This is a genomic window from Streptomyces sp. NPDC013157 (assembly GCF_042899865.1).
Classification (GTDB): Bacteria; Actinomycetota; Actinomycetes; order Streptomycetales; family Streptomycetaceae; genus Streptomyces.
Genome location: NZ_JBIBAK010000022.1, coordinates 32,108 through 48,924, shown reverse-complemented (window position 1 = coordinate 48,924; position 16,817 = coordinate 32,108). Strand labels below are relative to the sequence as shown.

At 73.3% G+C, this 16,817-nt stretch carries 17 protein-coding genes; 6 read left to right on the top strand and 11 right to left on the bottom strand.

Translation table 11 applies throughout. The annotated features are described in order from the left end of the window. Positions 1-36 precede the first annotated feature (36 nt). From ACFY6U_RS44885 to ACFY6U_RS44875, 3 genes are read right to left on the bottom strand one after another with little or no spacing between them, the layout of a single operon-like run. On the bottom strand, positions 37-1,383 hold the full coding sequence (locus tag ACFY6U_RS44885) for an MFS transporter (RefSeq protein ID WP_390047882.1): 1,347 nt from the start codon (positions 1,381-1,383) through the stop codon (positions 37-39). Between the two features lie 41 nt (positions 1,384-1,424). Beyond that, complete coding sequence (locus ACFY6U_RS44880; protein WP_390047880.1) at positions 1,425-2,192, bottom strand: glycerophosphodiester phosphodiesterase; 768 nt, start codon at positions 2,190-2,192, stop codon at positions 1,425-1,427. Further along, entirely contained in the window at positions 2,189-2,842 is a 654-nt protein-coding gene (locus ACFY6U_RS44875; protein ID WP_390047878.1) for a YitT family protein, read from the bottom strand. Before ACFY6U_RS44875 ends, ACFY6U_RS44880 begins: the two co-directional genes overlap by 4 nt. 100 nt (positions 2,843-2,942) lie before the next feature. Here ACFY6U_RS44875 and ACFY6U_RS44870 point away from each other — a divergent pair, with 100 nt between their 5' ends. Beyond that, positions 2,943-4,445 carry a PLP-dependent aminotransferase family protein gene (locus ACFY6U_RS44870; protein ID WP_390047876.1) on the top strand — a complete coding sequence of 501 codons (1,503 nt, stop codon included), beginning with the start codon at positions 2,943-2,945 and terminating at the stop codon, positions 4,443-4,445. Between the two features lie 114 nt (positions 4,446-4,559). On the opposite strand, the gene ACFY6U_RS44865 is transcribed toward ACFY6U_RS44870, so the two are convergent. Both ACFY6U_RS44865 and ACFY6U_RS44860 read right to left on the bottom strand, forming a co-directional pair. Then, on the bottom strand, positions 4,560-6,116 hold the full coding sequence (locus ACFY6U_RS44865; RefSeq protein WP_390047874.1) for a hypothetical protein: 1,557 nt from the start codon (positions 6,114-6,116) through the stop codon (positions 4,560-4,562). A gap of 37 nt (positions 6,117-6,153) precedes the next feature. Next, on the bottom strand, positions 6,154-6,348 hold the full coding sequence (locus ACFY6U_RS44860; RefSeq protein ID WP_189268091.1) for a hypothetical protein: 195 nt from the start codon (positions 6,346-6,348) through the stop codon (positions 6,154-6,156). Positions 6,349-6,688: 340 nt separating this feature from the next. Here ACFY6U_RS44860 and ACFY6U_RS44855 point away from each other — a divergent pair, with 340 nt between their 5' ends. Together ACFY6U_RS44855 and ACFY6U_RS44850 are read left to right on the top strand one after the other, a co-directional pair. Then, positions 6,689-7,081 carry an ankyrin repeat domain-containing protein gene (locus ACFY6U_RS44855; protein WP_351492292.1) on the top strand — a complete coding sequence of 131 codons (393 nt, stop codon included), beginning with the start codon at positions 6,689-6,691 and terminating at the stop codon, positions 7,079-7,081. 301 nt (positions 7,082-7,382) lie between these two features. Then, a complete protein-coding gene (locus ACFY6U_RS44850) occupies positions 7,383-8,801 on the top strand; it encodes a HEAT repeat domain-containing protein (RefSeq protein WP_390047871.1) in 1,419 nt (472 codons plus the stop codon). A 108-nt stretch (positions 8,802-8,909) separates the two neighbouring features. Here the strand turns inward: ACFY6U_RS44850 and ACFY6U_RS44845 are convergent, their stop codons facing one another. Further along, the gene (locus ACFY6U_RS44845; RefSeq protein ID WP_390048149.1) at positions 8,910-9,128 is read right to left on the bottom strand and encodes a hypothetical protein; all 219 of its coding nucleotides are present in this window, start codon (positions 9,126-9,128) and stop codon (positions 8,910-8,912) included. Here ACFY6U_RS44845 and ACFY6U_RS44840 point away from each other — a divergent pair. Genes ACFY6U_RS44840 through ACFY6U_RS44830 form a run of 3 tightly spaced genes read left to right on the top strand, consistent with a single transcriptional unit; the run spans position 9,030 to position 12,210 of the window. Further along, positions 9,030-10,160: a glycosyltransferase family 4 protein gene (locus ACFY6U_RS44840; RefSeq protein ID WP_390047869.1), complete on the top strand. Its 1,131-nt coding sequence runs from the start codon at positions 9,030-9,032 to the stop codon at positions 10,158-10,160. The genes ACFY6U_RS44845 and ACFY6U_RS44840 overlap by 99 nt on opposite strands. Next, entirely contained in the window at positions 10,157-11,362 is a 1,206-nt protein-coding gene (locus tag ACFY6U_RS44835) for a glycosyltransferase (protein WP_390047867.1), read from the top strand. Before ACFY6U_RS44840 ends, ACFY6U_RS44835 begins: the two co-directional genes overlap by 4 nt. Beyond that, entirely contained in the window at positions 11,359-12,210 is an 852-nt protein-coding gene (locus tag ACFY6U_RS44830; protein WP_351492284.1) for an SGNH/GDSL hydrolase family protein, read from the top strand. The genes ACFY6U_RS44835 and ACFY6U_RS44830 overlap by 4 nt, the downstream gene beginning before the upstream one ends. Before the next feature lie 51 nt (positions 12,211-12,261). On the opposite strand, the gene ACFY6U_RS44825 is transcribed toward ACFY6U_RS44830, so the two are convergent. The 5 genes from ACFY6U_RS44825 to ACFY6U_RS44805 form a co-directional block, all read right to left on the bottom strand. Then, the gene (locus ACFY6U_RS44825) at positions 12,262-13,131 is read right to left on the bottom strand and encodes a biotin-dependent carboxyltransferase family protein (RefSeq protein ID WP_390047865.1); all 870 of its coding nucleotides are present in this window, start codon (positions 13,129-13,131) and stop codon (positions 12,262-12,264) included. After that, positions 13,128-13,745 carry an allophanate hydrolase subunit 1 gene (locus ACFY6U_RS44820; RefSeq protein WP_390048139.1) on the bottom strand — a complete coding sequence of 206 codons (618 nt, stop codon included), beginning with the start codon at positions 13,743-13,745 and terminating at the stop codon, positions 13,128-13,130. Before ACFY6U_RS44820 ends, ACFY6U_RS44825 begins: the two co-directional genes overlap by 4 nt. Positions 13,746-13,849: 104 nt before the next feature. Beyond that, positions 13,850-14,608 (bottom strand): LamB/YcsF family protein, encoded by a 759-nt coding sequence (locus ACFY6U_RS44815; RefSeq protein WP_390047863.1) that lies wholly within the window; start codon positions 14,606-14,608, stop codon positions 13,850-13,852. Positions 14,609-14,627: 19 nt separating this feature from the next. Further along, positions 14,628-15,476 carry a putative hydro-lyase gene (locus tag ACFY6U_RS44810; protein WP_390047861.1) on the bottom strand — a complete coding sequence of 283 codons (849 nt, stop codon included), beginning with the start codon at positions 15,474-15,476 and terminating at the stop codon, positions 14,628-14,630. Beyond that, positions 15,473-16,792, bottom strand: coding sequence for an MFS transporter (locus ACFY6U_RS44805; RefSeq protein ID WP_390047860.1), 1,320 nt, complete (start codon positions 16,790-16,792; stop codon positions 15,473-15,475). Before ACFY6U_RS44805 ends, ACFY6U_RS44810 begins: the two co-directional genes overlap by 4 nt. Positions 16,793-16,817: the final 25 nt, after the last annotated feature.

The following is a 16,817-nucleotide window of genomic DNA, read 5'->3' as shown; positions in this document are numbered from 1 at the left end:
CTACCGCCCTTCCGCGTTGAACGCTAAATCTTCCTGCTAGATCTTCTGCGGAACCGGATTGCCGGCCTCGCCGATCGCCCGACGCACCGGCACCCGCGCGAGCAGCGCGAACCCGATGACGAAGAACGCCACCAGCGAGATGATCGCCGAGCGGTAGCTCCCGGTCAGCTGGTAGGTGATCCCGAACAACAGTGGTCCCAGCCAGCTCATCCCCCGATCGCTCATCTCGTACGCCGCGAAGTACTCGGCTTCTTTCCCGGGCGGTACGAGATGGGAGAACAGGGAGCGGGACAGGGCCTGGCTGCCGCCGAGGACGAGACCGATGCCGGCCGCGAGGGCGAAGAACCACACGGGTGCCTCGGCCGGCAGGAAGTACCCGGCCGCCAGCGTCACCGTCCATGCCACCAGCGATCCCAGGATGGTGCGTTTCGCCCCGTACGTCCTGGCCAGCCGTCCCATCGTCAGTGCGCCCGCCACGGCCAGCACCTGCACCATCAGGACGGCGCCGATGAGCGTCGACTGGCCGAGCCCGAGCTCCTCCGAGCCGTAGACGGACGCCTGGGAGATCACGGTCTGGATGCCGTCGTTGTAGATGAGGTAGGCCAGCAGGAAGGAGAGCGTCAACGGATGGCGGCGCATGTCCCGGGCCGTCGCCGCGAGTTGACGCAGCCCCGGCGCCGCCGCCTCGGCCGCCCGGCCGCCCCGGTCGCGCAGCCGTCGCAGCGGTACGAGGGTGAAGGCGCCCCACCACAGGCCCGCCGCGGCCAGGCAGACGCGGACCGCCTCGGTCTCGGAGAGGCCGAAGGAGTCGTGCGCGGAGTAGAGGACCAGGTTGACGATCAGTACCAGTGAGCCCGACGCGTAGCCGAAGGCCCAGCCCCGGGAGGAGATGGTGTCGCGCTCCTCGGGCGGGGCGATCTGGGGGAGGTAGGAGTTGTAGAGCATCAGGGCGACGGACTGGGCGGCGTTCGCGACGATCAGCAGCAGCCCGCCGAGCAGATAGCGGTCGCCGTCCAGGAAGAACATGCCCGTCGTCGCCGCGGCCCCGGTGTACGCGGCCACGCCGAGCAGCTGCTTCTTGCGGCCGGTACGGTCGGCCGCGCTGCCCACCAGGGGCATGAGCACGACCGCCAGGATCACCGACAAGGAGACCGAGTAGGCGAAGAAGGAGCCCGCCCGGACCGGGATGCCGAGCGGGTGTACATAGCCGTCGGCGTCCGCCGCGTGGTCGGCGACCGACGTGAGGTACGGGCCGAGGAACACGGTGAGGACACTCGTCGAGTAGACCGAGCACGCCCAGTCGTAGAAGTACCAGCCGCGCTGTTCGCGCCGCAGCTCGGTGGCCTCGTCGAAGACCCCCCTCCGCACGGTTTCGGTGCCCACCCGTGCCCTCGCCTTTCCCGCAGCAGTACCGCCCGCGCGCCTCAGAACCAGACGCCGCGCTTCTGCATGACCTCACGCAACGTGTCGATGTGATCGGTCATGATGCCATCGACGCCGAGGTCCAGGAGCCGGTGCATCCGCTCGGGTTCGTTGATGGTCCACACGTGGACGTGCAGCCCGAGGGCGTGGGCGGCGCGCACGAAGCGCCGGTCGACCACCGGGACCCCCGACTGCGACTCGGGCACCTGGGCGGCCACCGCCGACCGGCGCACCGCGGCGGGCAGTCCCCAGGAGCGCAGCCGCAGCCCGACCACGCCCCGGGTGCCGAACGAGGTGGCCAGGCGCGGCCCGGCCAGCCGCTGCGCCCGCAGCACCCGTGCCTCCGAGAACGAGCCGACGCAGACCCGGTCGTAGGAGTCCGTCTTCTCGATCAGGTCGAGGAGCGGCCGCAGGGCCGGCTCCGCCTTGGCGTCCACGTTCCAGCGGACGTCCGGGAACTCCTCGAGCAGCTCCTCGAAGAGGGGGAGCGGCTCGCGGCCGGCCACGCGCGCGTGCCGTACGTCCTCCCAGGGCAGGTCGGCGATCCGGCCGGCCCCGTCGGTGACCCGGTCCAGGGTGTCGTCGTGGAAGGCGACCAGCTTGCCGTCGGCCGTGGCGTGCACATCGGTCTCGATGTACCGGTAGCCGAGTTCGACCGCGCGCCGGAACTGCGCCACGGTGTTCTCCAGACCGTCCGCGGCCCCGCCCCGATGGGCGAAGGCGATGGGGCCGGGGTGGTCCAGGTACGGGTGGCGTGTCAGCGTGCTCACTTGCGCAGTATCGCGCGCCCGGGTGACCCCGTGGCAACGACCGTGCTGCGACCGGATGCCGCCGGGACGGCGAACACCTTCAGGAACAGCTGCGCGAGGGGGCCGATGGACACGGCGTAGAGCAGGGTGCCGACGCCGACGGTTCCGCCGAGCGCGAACCCGCTGACGACCACCGCGACCTCGATCGCCGTCCGGATGAGCCGGATCGAACGGCCGGTACGCCGGTGCAGCCCCGTCATCAGACCGTCCCGGGGGCCCGGTCCGAAGCTCGCCGCGATGTACAGCCCGGTCGCCGCCCCGTTGAGCACGATGCCGGCCGCCATCAGCGGGATCCGTACGGCGAACGCGTGCGCCTCGGGCAGGACGGCGAGGGCGGCGTTCATGGCGAGGCCGATGACGAAGACGTTGGAGACCGTGCCGAGGCCCGGCCGCTGGCGCAGCGGGACCCACAGGAGCAGTACGACCGCCCCCACGACGATCGACACCGTGCCGATGCTCAGCCCGGTGTGCCCCGCGAGCCCCTGGTGCAGCACGCCCCAGGGCTCCAGCCCGAGGCCGGCCTCCACGAGCAGCGCGGAACTCACGCCGTACAGCGTGAGTCCCACGTAGAGCTGGATCAACCGCCGCCCGAGACGGCCTTGCGTGGACAAGAGATACCCCCTGGTGGTGAAGGTGGCCTGACCCGTGTCACTCTGTGGCTCGGGGGAGAAAGCCATCCATGGCCAATTCGGGGAAGGTGGACTGATTCTCATGGCGCAGTGGACCTCGGCGGTGGGTGCCGCGCAGCTCGCCCGGCTGCTCAGCTCGCAGCAGGAGCGCCCTGCCGGTCCCGGCACCCGGCGTCCGCCCGCCTATCGCGCGCTCGCCGACGGGGTCCGGCTGCTGGTGCTCGAAGGGCGCGTCCCGGTCGCCGCCCGGCTGCCCGCCGAACGCGAACTGGCGCTCTCCCTGTCCGTGAGCCGTACGACCGTGGCGGCGGCGTACGAGGCGCTGCGCGCGGAGGGGTTCCTGGAGTCCCGGCGGGGCGCCGGCAGCTGGACCGCCGTTCCGGCGGGCAACCCGCTCCCCGCCCGCGGCCTCGAACCACTGCCCCCCGAGGCCCTCGGCTCGCTGATCGACCTCGGCACCGCCGCCCTGCCGGCGCCCGAGCCCTGGCTGACCCGTGCGGTCCAGGGCGCCCTGGAGGAGCTCACGCCGTACGCCCACACCCACGGCGACTATCCGGCCGGCCTCCCGGTCCTGCGCTCGATGATCGCGGAGCGCTACACCGCGCGCGGGATCCCGACCATGCCCGAGCAGATCATGGTCACGACGGGTGCGATGGGCGCGATCGACGCCATCTGCCATCTCTTCGGCGGGCGCGGTGAACGCATCGCGGTCGAGTCGCCGTCGTACGCCAACATCCTCCAGTTGATGCGGGAGGCGGGCGCCCGCCTCGTCCCCGTCGCGATGGCCGAGGGGCTGTCGGGCTGGGACATGGACCGCTGGCGCCAGGTCCTGCGGGAGGCGGCGCCCCGGATCGCGTACGTCGTCGCCGACTTCCACAACCCCACGGGGGCGCTCGCCGACGAGGACCAGCGTCGTCGGCTGGTGGACGCGGCCCGCTCGGCGGGCACGGTGCTCGTCGCCGACGAGACGATGAGCGAGCTGTGGCTGGACGACGACGTGGAGATGCCCCGCCCGGTCTGCGGCTTCGACCCGGCGGGCTCGACCGTCATCACGGTCGGCTCCGCGAGCAAGGCCTTCTGGGCGGGCATGCGCATCGGCTGGGTACGGGCGGCTCCCGACGTGATCCGCAGCCTGGTCGCCGCGCGGGCCTATGCCGACCTGGGGACGCCGGTGCTGGAGCAACTGGCGGTGAACTGGCTGTTCAGCACGGGCGGTTGGGAGCAGGCTGTCGACCTGCGCCGGGCGCAGGCGCGGGAGAACCGGGACGCCCTGCTGAGAGCGATCCGGCGGGAGCTGCCGGCCTGGGAGTTCGAGGTGCCGAAGGGCGGTCTGACCTTGTGGGTCCGGGCGGGGGGACTGTCCGGCTCCCGGCTGGCGGAGGCGGGGGAGCGGGTGGGAGTGCGGGTGCCCTCGGGGCCGCGGTTCGGGGTCGACGGGGCTTTCGAGGGCTATGTACGCCTTCCGTTCACCGTGGGGGGAGCGGTGGCGGACGAAGCGGCGGCGCGGCTGGCGGCGGCGGCGCGGTTGGTGGAGTCGGGGGCGAGTGGGGGGAACGGCGAGGCGCCGCGGACTTTTGTGGCGTAGCGGCGGGGTGGTTCTTGGGCCGCGGGTCGGCGGGGGCCGGTCGCGCAGTTCCTCCCCCGGCCGAAGGCTGGGGGAGGCACCCGGCAAGCGCCGGTGAGCGTCCCCACCCCCACCTCAGCCCTCGGCGATCGCGGCTTCCAGAGGTGCCGCCTGCTCCACCACCCCGCTCCGCGGCGGCAGCAACGCCAGCACCGCCTCGCGGTCGACCTCGCTCGTCGCGTCGTCGTACGGATCCGGAGTCGCCGGCACCTGAAGCCGCAGCACCGGCCCGTGCCCCAGCCGCGCGTACCCCCGCCCCGGCGGCACCTGGGCCAGCGGTGTCGTGTGCGGCGGGGCCCCCAGCGCAGCCGCCAGCTCGTCCGGCAGCGCCGGTCCCAGGACGACACGCGCGCGTGCGTGCTGTCGCACCGCCTCGCTCAACACGTCCGCGCTGTCGAGCTGTTCGGCGACCACCACGGTGACGTTGGCCGCGCGGCCGTGCCGGAGGGGGGCCTGGAGGAGGGCCTGCGGGTCCTTCTGGCCGTCCGCCGAGGCCAGGTGGACGAAGGCGCTCGGGCGGTCGAGGAGGATCCACAGCGGCCGCCGGCAGTCGTCCGGCGGCGGATGGCCCGCCTGGCGTGCGCGGCTGAGGGCGATGAGCCGCCGCTCCGTCTCGTTCGCGGCCCACTCCAGGCTGGCCAGTGCCCCGCCGAGCCCGCACTCCACGGCCAGGACCCCGTCGCGCCCGGCGAGGCACATGTACTCGCCGGTGCCGCCGCCCTCGACGATGAGGACGTCGCCGTACTGGAGGGCCTGCAGGGCGATGGAGCGCAGCAGGGTCGAGGTACCGCTGCCGGGGCGGCCCATGACCAGCAGGTGCGGTTCGGTGGAACGGACGCCGGTGCGCCAGACGACCGGCGGTACGTCACGCTGCTCGTCGCCGTACCCGAGCGGGAGCGTGCGCTGGACCTCGCTGGGGTCGGTGAACCCCAGGACCGTCTCGCCCGGCGCGGTGACGAAGCGCTGGGCGGCGATGTCGGTGGGCAGCGGGGCGAGGACGGTCACCGTGAGCCGGTTGCCCTCTTCGTCCCACGCGAAGTGGTACTCGCGGCCTCGCCCGGACTTCGCGGTGAGCAGGTTCTCGATCCGCGCGCGGGCCTGGGGCTCGCCGTCCGGGAAGTACGCGGGATAGCGGAGCAGCAGCTGGCCGAGGCGGCCCGCGTCGTCGAACTCGTGCGCGAGGAAGGCCTTGTCCCACTCCCCGCCGTGTGCGTACAGCGGCGCCGGGTCCTCGGCGGCCGAGAAGTACGGCACCAGGGCCTCGTACAGGGACTGGAGCCGCTGGGTCTGCGACTCGTCGGGGCCCTCCGGCGGGGACGGGGCGCGGTCACGGCCCTGCCAGGCGCTCGCCGCCATCAGGGTGATGACGGCGAGCAGCGGCCCGTACGGCACCAGCGCCACGACCAGGACGACGGAGGCCGCCAGGAACAGCAGCGGCCCACGCTTGTCCTTGGGTGTCTCCGCCCATCTGCGCCGCCCGGCCGAGGCCAGCCGGCTCAGCCCGCGGGTCACGGTGATGAGCGGGTGGAGGACGTCGGTGGCGCTGTCGGCGGCCGTCCGGGCCAGCTCCCGGCTCCGGGCGAGCTGCGCGCCGCCGTTGCTCAGAATGCGGGGGAGAGGGCGCCGGGCCACTGCTGTCTCCTCACGGTGCGTACGGGCGGGTGCGGCATCAGAACTTGATGCCGCCGAGCAGGCTCGCCAGGCTCTCGCCGCCTGCCTTGATGCTCGGTGCGATGGCCGTGCTGGCGAGATAGAAGCCGAAGAGCGCCGAGACCGTGGCGTGCGACGGCTTCAGTCCGTCCTTGCGGAAGAAGAGGAAGACGACGATGCCGAGCACGATGACGCCTGAGATGGAGAGGATCATGTGAGATCTCCTGGTGTCGAAGGGGGACAGTCACCATGAGTTCTTCCAGGATCACAGCAGGTATCCATACTATTAAAGGTGTAAATGGGTGAAACCGGGCTTATTTCACTCATTTGGTGGATCGTCCCTGTTCTGCATCGGCCGGGCTGACCGCCTTCCGGCGTGGGAATGCGATCGTCCGGCGGGGTTGCGGTGATCTTTACCTCGGGCAGATCCGGTCATGTGCCCCCTGAGCCAGTACGCTGGCGATTCACTCGTACGGCTCTGCGGCCCGCCCGTTGCCGTACGCTCCCCCAGTCCGCGATAGTCCCCGCAGCGCACAGGAGAGGCGGTCCGGCCGATGAGCGAAGCCCCCGACCCCGAGGTCGTGGAGCTGGCGACCAAGATCTTCGATCTGGCCCGGCAGGGGCGGACCGAGGAGCTCGTGGCGTACGTCGACGCGGGCGTTCCGGCCAACCTCACCAATGACCGCGGCGACTCCCTCGTGATGCTCGCCGCCTACCACGGCCACGCCGAGGCGGTGCGTGAGCTGCTCGCCCGGGGCGCCGAGGCGGACCGGGTCAACGACCGAGGTCAGACGCCACTCGCCGGAGCGGTCTTCAAGGGCGAGACGGATGTGGTCAAGGTGCTGGTGGAGGCCGGTGCGGACCCGGCGGCGGGCACTCCGTCGGCCGTCGACACCGCACGGATGTTCGGCAAGGTGGAGGTTCTGGAACTGTTCGGCACCTCCTGACCCATCTGTTCTGACCAGCTAAAACACACAAAACGGGGGAGGCGGTACAGGGCCGCCGAAATTTCGGTCGCGGCAGGTCGAAGTGCCGAGTCATCATGACGTCGTGATTCACGGACGCGATGGCTGGGCAGGTGTTGCCGCACCGCGCGGGCCGTGATGCGGCCCGCATGGGCCACTGACGAGAGGCAGAGAGAGATGGTCTACAGCAAGCAAGAGACGGCGGGCGCTCCGACGTTGTGTCACGCGGCCAGGTAGTGCGTGTTCTCCGGTTGCGTCGACGCTTGATGTGAGGCTGTTTCCCATGTTCGATCCGGTCATAGCGCCCAGCGGCACGCTGCTCGGCCTGCTTCAGCGGGGCCGTGGCGACGGCACGCTGCACGCGCTCACCGCCCCGCGCGCCGAAGCGCTCGCGGCGCTGAACCACTGTGTGCTCCACGACCCCCGCCACGACTGGCAGGTGGAGAACCGCTCCCTGTACTACGCCCGGCTCTACCTCGACCTGCACGGCGAGCTGGACGCCATCGAGGCGCACCTCTTCGACCCCGAGGACGTCCTCGACACCGAGGAGTCCCGCACGGGCCTCGCTCTGGCCGTGCTCGGGCACCTCGCCTCCTACGGCAGGCGGGACGCGCTCGAACTGCTGCGCAGGTACGCCGCGACCGGCGCCAACTGGGCCTGGGCCCTGGACGAGCTGGCGCTGCGCGACGACGACGCGGGCCTGCGCGCCCTCGCCGCCCCGGTGCTGGCGCGTTTCACCACGGACGCCGAGGGCGAGGCCGAACTGGCCGCCGCTGTACGGGACGCGTTCGAACCACGGCCCTGGCGGCTGTGGGCCGAGGATCCCCGCGAACCGATCGCCACGCGCGTGCGTGCCGCGCAGGAGACCGGCTGTTTCGACCGCTGGCAGCGCCAGATGCGACCTGCCGGGCCCCGCCCGGGGTGGAGCGTGCGGGCCGTCTTCGAATGGGCCCAGCAGGGCGTCGAGCGGGGCGCGGCGCTCCATGTGCCGGCCGCCCGCTGCCTGGTCGCCGTCGCCGGCCCCGAGGACCGGCCGGAGATCGTCCAGGCCGCCAAGGACGGCACCGACGGAGCCCGCTGCACCGCCCTGCGCTACCTCGCCGACAGCAACGACCCCGACGCGCTGAACCTGATCGAGGTCGCCGTGGCCGACGGCACGGCCACCGTTGTGGAGGCCGCCGTCGACGCCTTCGAACGCATGCGCAGTATCGCCGCCGTCGAACGCGCCCGCGGCTGGGCCCGCCGGCCCGACGCCCTCGGCGCCGCCGCCGGCCGGATGCTGGCTTGCCGGGGCGGAACCAAGGACAGCGAACTGGTCCTCGCCGCGCTGAGGGAGGCCGTACGCGGCGAAGGCCCGGACGCGCCGACGCTCTGGACCCTCGTGGACGGCACCGGACGCCTCGGCATCGTCTGCGCCGCCCCCGTCCTGCGCCACGTGTACCGCGAGACCGCCTCGTCCCACCTCCGTGGCCGCGCCGCCCGCGCCCTGGCCGCCACCGACCCCTCTTTCGCCACCGGCTTCGCCGTCGAATGCCTGTGGGACTGCGAGGAGACCACCCGCGAACTCGCCGCCCGGCACGCCGAGACCGGTGACGCCCGGGTCGTCGAACAGCTCCGCCGGCTCGCCGCCGACCCCGCCGAGGAGGCGGAGGTGCAGACGGCCGTACGCAGCCGTATCGGACCGGACGCGACCGCCATGTGACATATCACTGCAACCGGCAACTGTTTCACCACGGGAACCACGGGGGATCCCGTACACGTTCCATACGCGGACGACCGCCCGCCGGGTGAACAATCGGTGACCGCCCGGTCAGCCGAGCATGGACGCCGGTTGGCCCGCTCGGGTGTGCAGGGCAACGCTCATGGGACGTTTAACAATCGGAAAGATCCACTTTGACGCGGCCACGTCCGGCGCGGCGACAACACCGGTATGCGTGTCGTCATCGTGACCGAATCCTTTCCCCCCGATGTGAACGGCGTGGCCCACTGCGCGCTCCAGACCGCCCGACACCTCGTCGATCGCGGTCACGCTCCCCTCGTCGTCGCTCCGGCTCCCGCCCCCGGAAACAGGCTCGCCGCGGCCGCCGCGCCCTGCCCTGTCGTCCACGTCCCCTCCCTTCCGCTCCCGGGCTATCCCCAGGTCCGCGTGGCTCTCCCCAGCCGCAAGCTCGCCGCCGCCCTGATCGAGCACCGCCCCGACGTGGTGCACCTGGCCAGCCCCTTCATCCTCGGCGTCCGCGGCATGGCCGCCGCCGCCCGGCTCGGCATCCCGGCCGTCGCCGTCTACCAGACCGACCTGGCCGGATACGCCCGCACCTACGTGGGCGCCGGCGAGGCCGCCGCCTGGCGGCGGATCCGGTCCGTGCACGGCGCCGCCGACCGCACCCTCGCCCCGTCCACCGCCTCGATCAGCGACCTGGAGGCGCACGGCGTGCCCCGGATCCAGCTGTGGCAGCGCGGCGTGGACACCGTCCGCTTCCGTCCCGAGTTCCGCGACGAGGCCCTGCGCCGCGAGATCGCCCCGAACGGCGAGGTCATCGTCGGCTACGTCGGCCGTCTCGCCCCCGAGAAGCAGGTCGAACTCCTCGCCGGGGTCTGCGGCCTGGAGGGAGTGAAGGTCGTGATCGTGGGCGACGGACCCGCCCAGGCCCACCTCACCGAGGCCCTGCCCGGCGCGGTCTTCCTCGGCCGCCGCACTGGCGACGACCTCGCCCGGATCTTCGCCTCGTTCGACGTCTTCGCGCACACCGGCCCCTTCGAGACGTTCTGCCAGACCGTCCAGGAGGCCATGGCCAGTGGCGTCCCGGTCGTCGCACCCGCCGTCGGCGGCCCGATCGACCTGGTCGACCACGGCCGCACCGGGTTCCTGGTCCCGCCGCGCGACGCCGGTGCCGTCCGGGAGGCGGTGGCCTCGCTCGTCGCCGACCCCGGGATGCGGGCCGCGTTCGGCCACGCGGCGCGGACCACGGTCGAGGGCCGCACCTGGGCCGCCGTCGGCGACCAGCTGATCGGCCACTACGAGGACGTGCTCGCGGCGCGCCGACCGGTGGTGGCGGCATGAGCGTCACCTCGCCCGGCCCGCTGCGCATCGTCCGGCTGGCCAACTTCGTCGCCCCCGCCTCCGGCGGTCTGCGCACCGCCCTGCGCGAACTCGGCAAGGGCTTCGTGGCGGCCGGGCACGAGTCGGTCCTGATCGTGCCGGGGGAGCGCTACTCGGACCGGGACGAGGAGCAGGGCCGCGTCATCACGCTGCCCGGCCCGCTGCTGCCCGGCACCGGCGGCTACCGCGTCCTCGTCGACAAGAAGCGGGTGCAGACCCTCCTGGAGCACCTCGCCCCGGACCGCCTGGAGGTGTCCGACCGCACCACCCTGCGCTGGACCGGCCGCTGGGCCCGGCGCGCCCGGGTCCCCGCCGTGATGGTCTCCCACGAGACCGCCGACGGGGTCCTGCGCACCTGGGGCATGTCCGAGAACATGTCCCGGCGCACCGCGGACGCGCTCAACATCCGTACGGCGCACACCTACGCGCGCGTGGTGTGCACCACCGAGTTCGCCGAGCGCGAGTTCATCCGCATCGGCGCCCGCAACGTCGTACGTGCCCCCCTGGGCGTCGACCTGGTGGGCCGCCACCCCTCGCTGCGCGACCTCGACCTGCGGGCCCGGTACGCGCGCGAGGACGAGGCACTGCTCGTCATGTGCTCGCGGCTGTCCGTGGAGAAGCGGCCCGGCACCGCCATCGACGCAGTGGAGGCGCTGGTACGGCGCGGCCGCCGGGTGATCCTGGTCGTGGCCGGCGACGGGCCGCTGCGGGAGCGGCTGGAGCAGCGGGTGCGGGAGCGCAGGCTGCCGGTCACCTTCCTGGGGCACGTCTCCGACCGGGACAGCCTGGGCGCGCTGCAGGCGTCCGCCGACGTCGCCCTGGCGCCCGGACCCGCGGAGACGTTCGGGCTCGCCGCCCTGGAGGCCATGGCCTGCGGGACGCCCGTGGTCGCCAGCGCCTCCTCCGCGCTCCCCGAGGTGATCGGAGCCGCCGGGGCCACCGCGGCCGACCGCGGCGAGGCGTTCGCCGACGCCGTGGAGATGCTCCTGGAGCGGCCCGCCGCCGCACGCCGGGAAACCGCACGCGCGCGTGCGGAGTGCTTCGGCTGGGGAACGGCGGTGGAGGCGTTCCTCGCCGCGCACGACGCGCCGGTGCTGTTCCGTCGTGACGAGAGCGGAACGACGGCACCGGTCCGTCGTGTCGTGCCGGAGGGCGTGGCATGAGAGCGGTTCGTTTCGTGGCGCTCGGGGACTCGCTGACCGAGGGCGTGGGCGACCCCGCCGGCGACGGGTGGCGCGGCTGGGCCGCGCTACTGGCCGGCGGACTCGCCGCGAAGGAGGTGGAGTTCACCAACCTCGCGGTCAGCGGGGCGCAGACCCGGGACGTGCTGGAACGCCAGACCCCGGCCGCGCTGGAACTGCGTCCCGACATCGTCGCCGTCGTCATAGGCGTCAACGACACCCTGCGCTGCACGTTCGACATCCACGCGGTGGCCGAACGGCTCGACAAGGTCTACGCGGCCCTGACCGAGCAGGGCGCGACCCTGCTCACGGCGTGCCTGCCCGACCCCGGTGCGATGTGGGGACTCCCGGGCGCCCTGGCCCGCCCGCTGGCCCGCCGGGGGCGTGCGGTCAACGCGGTGGTGCACGCCCTGTCCGAGCGGTACGGGGCCGTCCACCTGCACGCGTCGGAGGGCGCCTGGCTCACCGACCGCGAGATGTGGAGCGCGGACCGGCTGCACCCGTGCGAGCGCGGGCACCGGCAGCTCGCCGTCCGCTTCCACGCCCTGCTCGCCCCGCTGGGCATGGCGACGGGGACGGCGCCGTCCCCCGAGCCCGAGTACCCGCCGCCGACGAAGAAGGCGAGTCTCCTCTGGCTGGCCACGGCCGGCACCGCCTGGGTGATCAGGCGCTGCCGCGACCTGCTGCCCCAGCTGCTGCGGCTGGCCGTCGACGAGATGCGGCACCGCCGCAGGGGCACCAGCGCCCGCCTGGACCTGAGCGCGTCCGCCGCGGTCTCCGCCGCGCTGGCCGCCCTCCAGCCGCCGGAGCGGCCCGCCGACGCCGCGTGAGGACGACGAGGTCATACGGACGACGGCACCGGGCGAGGCCGCCCCGGCGGGTCAGCGACGGCGCACGGCCACGAAGCGGACCGGGATGCCCGGGACCGCCTGGCCCGCCGCCGGGAGGTCGGCGGCGCGGACCACCGCGATCACCGGATATCCGCCGGTGGTCGGATGGTCGGCCAGGAACACCACCGGACGGCCGTCCGGCGGTACCTGCACGGCACCGAGGACCATGCCCTCGCTGGGGAGTTCACCGGTACGGGCCCGTCCCAGGGCGGGCCCTTCCGTGCGCAGCCCGATGCGGTTGCTCGCCGACGACACGCGGTACGCGCGCGAGGTGAACGCCCGGACGGCCTCCGGCGTGAACCAGCCGGCCCGCGGGCCCAGCGTCACCCGCAGCACGAGCTCCGCCGGCGGGGACGGCTGCGGTACGACGTCCCCGCGCGCGTGCGGTCCCACGGGTGCGCCCACCGGCAGCACCGTGCCGTCCGCCAGCGGCGCGGGACCGAGCCCGGAGAGCAGGTCGGTGGACCGGCTGCCGAGCACCGGCTCCACGGCGATCCCACCGGAGACGGCCACGTAACTCCGTACGCCGGAACGGGCCGTGCCCACGTCCAGCAGTTCCCCGGCCGGAACCACGACGGGCGCGCCCCAGGCCGCCGGACGCCCGCCCACCGTGACGGAGCACGGCGCGCCGCCGACCGCCACCACGACCGTCGAACGCGGCCGCACGGCACACCCGTTGAGCGTCGTCTCCAGCACGGCCGCGTCCGGTGCGTTCCCGGTCAGCCGGTTGACGAGCGCCGCGGCGGGTGCGTCGAGTGCCCCGGAGCGGGGCACCCCCAGGTGCGCGTGTCCGGGCCGCCCCCGGTCCTGCACGGTGGTCAGCGCACCGGCCCGTACGACGACGAGCGCACGGTCGGTCATACGTCCCCCACCGGCACGAACCGCACGCGCGTCCCCGGCGTCAGCAGCGCGGCCGGTACGCGCGCGTGGTCCCACAGCACCGCCTCCGTCGTCCCGATCAACTGCCAGCCTCCCGGCGAGGAACGCGGGTACACACCGGTGTACGGCCCGGCCAGCGCCACCGCGCCCGCGGGCACGGCGGTGCGCGGGGTGGCCCGGCGCGGCACGTCGTAGCGGGCGGGCAGCCCGGTGAGGTAGCCGAAGCCGGGCGCGAAGCCGCAGAAGGCGACCGTGAACTCGGCGCCCGAGTGGATGCGGGCCACCTCCCGCTCGGGAACCCGCCAGTGGGCGGCGACCTCGGCGAGGTCCGGGCCGTCGTAGCGCACGGGCAGCTCGATCGCCGCACGCGCGCGTGGGGGAGCGGGCGGGACCACGGCGGAGGCCAGTTCGGCGGCCAGGCCGGCCGGGTCGTCGAGGCCGTCGAGCAGGACCGTGCGGGCCGCGGGCACAATCTCGCGGACCCTCAGCGAGCCGTCCGCGCGGCGGCGCAGCAACTCGGCGTGCAGGGCCTGGGCCTGTGCGCCGGAGCCGACCTCGACGAGGAGGGCGTCGTCGCCGACCGGGTGGACCGTCAGGGGCGTGGCTTCGGGCGTGGCCTCCCGCGGGCTCGTGCTCACGTTCACGCTTGCGCCCACGTTCGTGCCCGTGCTCACGCCCACGTTCGTGCTTGTGCTCGTGCTCATGCGAAGGCCGCCACGGTCACGCCCGCCGCCGTGAGCCGCGCACGCACCCTGCGCGCCAGTTCCACGGCGCCCGGGGTGTCGCCGTGCAGACAGAGCGAGCGGGCGCGCACCGCGATGCGCGTGCCGGAGTGCGAGGTGACCGCGCCGGAGCGCGCCAGTTCCACCGAGCGCTCCATGACCGCCTCCGGGTCGCTCACCACCGCGCCCTCCCGCCCGCGCGGGACAAGCGTCCCTTCGTCGGTGTACGCGCGGTCCGCGAAGGCCTCCGTGACCGTCGGCAGCCCCGCCTTTCCCGCCAGCGCGAGCAGTCGGGAACCGGGCAGTCCCAGGACGGGCAGCGACGCTTCCGCGAGAAGCACGCCGTCGACCACCGCGGCGGCCTGCTCCTCGTCGTGCACGACCCGGTTGTAGAGCGCGCCGTGCGGCTTCACGTACGCCACACGTGCGCCGGCGGCCCGGGCGAAGACCTCCAGGGCGCCGATCTGGTAGGCCACCTCGGCCGCCAGCTCGGCGGGCGGCACGTCCATCGCGCGCCGCCCGAACCCCGCCAGGTCCCGGTAGGACACCTGGGCGCCGATCGTCACCCCGCGCCCGGCCGCCAGCTCGCACACCCGCCGCATGGTCGCCGCGTCCCCGGCGTGGAAGCCGCAGGCCACATTGGCGCTGGTCACGACGGACAGCAGCTGCTCGTCGTCGGTGAGCCGCCAGCGGCCGAAGCCCTCGCCCAGGTCGGCGTTCAGGTCGATCGAGGTCATGGATGCGCTGTCTCTCCTGTCAGGCCACGCGGTACTGCTCGTCGCGGGCGTCGCTGATGAACATCTGACCCGGCGCGTGTGTGATGGCGAACGGCGGCCGGGAGGCCATGACCGCCGCCTGCGGAGTCACCCCGCAGGCCCAGAAGACCGGGATGTCGTCCGGGGCGGCGTCCACCGGGTCGCCGAAGTCGGGCCGGCCGAGATCGGCGATGCCGAGCGCGGAGGGATCGCCGCAGTGTACGGGCCCGCCGTGCACCGCCGGGAGCAGACTGCTCTCCCGGATCGCGGTCGACAGATGCTGCGGCGGGACCGGGCGCATGGACACCACCATCGGCCCGCGCAGCCGTCCCGCCGGGCGGCACGGCCGGGTGGTCACGTACATGGGCACGTTCCGGCCCTGCTCGACATGGCGTATCGGCACCCCGGCACCGGCCAGCGCCCACTCGAACGTGAAGCTGCACCCGAGCAGGAACGACACCAGGTCGTCCCGCCAGTACGCGCGCACGTCCGTCGGCTCGTCCACCAACTCCCCGTCCCGCCACACCCGGTAGCGCGGCAGGTCGGTGCGCAGGTCCGCGCCCTCCGCCAGTTCGGTGCCGGTCGCACCGGCGTCGGTGACGTCGAGCACCGGACAGGGCTTCGGATTGCGCTGGCAGAACAGCAGCATGTCGTACGCCCAGTCGGCGGGCACCGAGATCAGGTTTGCCTGCGTGTGGCCGGCCGCTACCCCGGCCGTGGGGCCGGTGAGGCCCTCCCGGAAACGGGCCCGGGCGCTTCTCGGGCTCCACGCGTGCGCGTGCTCGTCGACGAGGACGACCGGGCGGTCCTCCGTGGCCAGAGCGAGAACGTGGTCTTCCGCAGTGTTCACGCCAGTTCCTTTCCGCGCGTCTCCGGCAGTCCGAACAGGGCCAGGGCCGCGAGCGCGTAACCGGCCGCGCCGAAGACCAGCGCGCCGCCCACGCCCCAGCTGTCGGCCAGGAAGCCCACCAGGGTCGGGAAGACCGCGCCCACCGCGCGGCCCGCGTTGTATGTGAAGCCCTGGCCGGTGCCGCGCACCGCCGTCGGGTACAGCTCGCTCAGGTACGAACCGAAGCCGCTGAAGATCGCCGACATGCAGAAGCCGAGCGGGAAACCGAGCACCAGGAGCAACGTGTCGGCGCCGCCCGGGATGTTCGCGTACGCCAGCACGCAGACCGCCGACAGCACCGCGAACAGCCAGATGTTGCGGCGCCTGCCCAGCCGGTCGGTGAGGTGGCCGCCGGTGAGGTAGCCGAGGAACGCTCCCGAGATCAGGAAGGTCAGGTAGCCGCCGGTACCGACGACCGACAGGCCGCGCTCGGTCTTCAGGTACGTCGGGATCCAGGTGGCCAGCGTGTAGTAGCCGCCCTGGACACCCGTGGACAGCAGGCCCGCGAAGACCGTGGTGCGCAGCAGACCGGGGGCGTCGGCCGTGCCCGGCCGGAAGATGGCGGCGAACGAGCCGCGCTGCGGGCTCTGTTCGCGTACCGCGACCGCCTGCGGGGCGTCGTGCACCCGGCGGCGCAGCCACACCACGAGGAGCGCGGGCAGCGCGCCGGTCCAGAACATCACCCGCCAGGCCAGGTCGTCGCCGACGAACGAGAAGACCAGCGTGTACACGATCGCGGCGAGCGCCCAGCCGACGGCCCAGGAGCTCTGGACGGCGCCCAGCGTGCGGCCGCGGTGGCGGGCGCTCGCGTACTCGGCGACCAGGATCGCGCCGACCGCCCACTCGCCGCCGAAGCCGAGGCCCTGGAGCGCGCGGAACACCAGCAGGGTCTCGTAGTTGGGTGCGAAGCCGCAGGCCACGGTGAAGACCGCGTAGGTGATCACCGTGATCATCAGCGCGCGGACCCGGCCGACCCGGTCCGCGAACACGCCCGCCGCGGCGCCGCCGACCGCGGAGACCACCAGGGTGACGGTGGTGAACAGGCCGGTCTGGCCGCTGTCCAGGCCGAAGTACGCCGCGAGCGCGACCATGCTCAGCGGCAGGGTGAAGTAGTCGTATGAATCCAGGGCATATCCGCCGAAAGCTCCGGCGAACGCACGCCGGCCGCGCGGACCTAGGGCGCGCAGCCAGCCGAACGCGCCGTCCTCGGCGGTGCGTTCACCCCTGCCCGGATGCGTGTCGGACGGCAGGGCCTGCGGTGGAGGAGTCGTGCTCATGGGCACCTCGCAGATGAGGGACGGA